The sequence below is a fragment of the Streptomyces regalis genome, assembly GCF_001509475.1.
Taxonomy (GTDB): Bacteria; Actinomycetota; Actinomycetes; order Streptomycetales; family Streptomycetaceae; genus Streptomyces; species Streptomyces regalis.
Window position 1 is genome coordinate 1 of sequence record NZ_LLZG01000199.1, and the last position, 1,259, is coordinate 1,259.

The window sequence follows — 1,259 nt, forward strand, 5'->3', positions numbered from 1 at the left end:
ACCGCACGCTCACGAAGCTCAGCAGGATAGGGGGACGGACGTGCCATGACTCGATCCTCTCAGGGAATCGAGCCTCCATCAGACCCGGAGCGGTTCACTGGCGCGGCCTGATCATTTCATCGATCTAGTGCAGTCAGAAGTCGTGGATCTGCACGTAGAACATGTCGTTCGTGTCGTAGGGGGTCGGAAGGTTCGCGTCCCGGGCCAGGACGCGGTCGGATTCGTAGAAGGCGGACAGGGAGCCGCCGGCGGAGCGGTTCTGCGTGCTGTCGACGGCGCGGCCGGAGAAGCCCAGTCCGGGCGACGGCCTGGCGCCGGCTGCGGACTGGACGGAGACAGGCGTCTGGCCGCGTCTGCACGCCGCCCTGCTAAGCGAGTTGCGCCGCGCCGACCTGCTGGACCTGGACGACTGTGCCGTGGACGGATCGCACGTCCGGGCCCTGAAAGGGGGGATCACGTCGGCCCCTCACCTGTCGACCGGGCCCGGCCCGGCTCCAAACACCTCCTAATGTCGTTGTCAAGCCACGGCCGTGACAGGGTGTCCGCTTTGAAGGCACCGTCCGTCACGGATCAGGGCCCACAGGACGTTGACTCGTCGGCGGGCCAGAGCATGGACAGCCTGGGTGTGCCGCTTGCCTTCGGCACGCTTGCGTTCGTAGAAGCGGCGAGACGAGTCGCAGGTCCGGATGCTGATGAGCGCAGAGGTGTAGAAGACGCGCTGCAGGCCGCGATGGTAACGCCGTGGGCGGTGCAGGTTGCCGCTGACGTTGCCGAAGCGGTTCATGTCGCCGGCGGTGGCGGCGAGGAACTCCGCGCCGAGCAGGGGGGCCGATTCCAGGCATGCTGGAGATCACTGCAGAGAGCCTTCGCGAAACCGAGCCGCAATGAGCTTGTCGATCTCGGTGATCTGCTCGTTGAGACTCATCACCTCCTTCGTCAGGGTGTGGATCACCTGGGCGGTGATCTACTCTCCGGGGAGAGCGGTGTGCTGACGCCCCGCCGCCTCCAGGGCTGCCTCGGCGAGGGCGTCGGCGCTACGGACCTTGCCATTCCTGAGCCAGGTCTCCAGGCGGTTGCGTCCGGTTCGACGCAGCGCGGCGGGGGTCTGGTAGCCAGCCAGGAGGACCAACGGCCCGGCGTTGCCCAGGTCCAGCACGCGCTCTAGCTGTACTCGGTCATGACTTTGGTGACAGTCGGCTGATCGGTGGCTGGCCGCCGAGCGCGGTGTGTCGGCGGCCAGTGTTGTAGAAGTGAAGCCA

Annotated in this window: 2 pseudogenes; one reads left to right on the forward strand and one right to left on the reverse strand. The window is 66.6% G+C overall.

The features are described from left to right. Window positions 1-303: 303 nt before the first annotated feature. A pseudogene (locus ADL12_RS55645) lies at window positions 304-511 on the forward strand (IS5/IS1182 family transposase); the annotation flags it as partial. A 6-nt stretch (window positions 512-517) separates the two neighbouring features. Here the strand turns inward: ADL12_RS55645 and ADL12_RS22200 are convergent. Further along, window positions 518-1,165: pseudogene (locus tag ADL12_RS22200) on the reverse strand (transposase); the annotation flags it as partial. Between the last annotated feature and the right edge of the window lie 94 nt (window positions 1,166-1,259).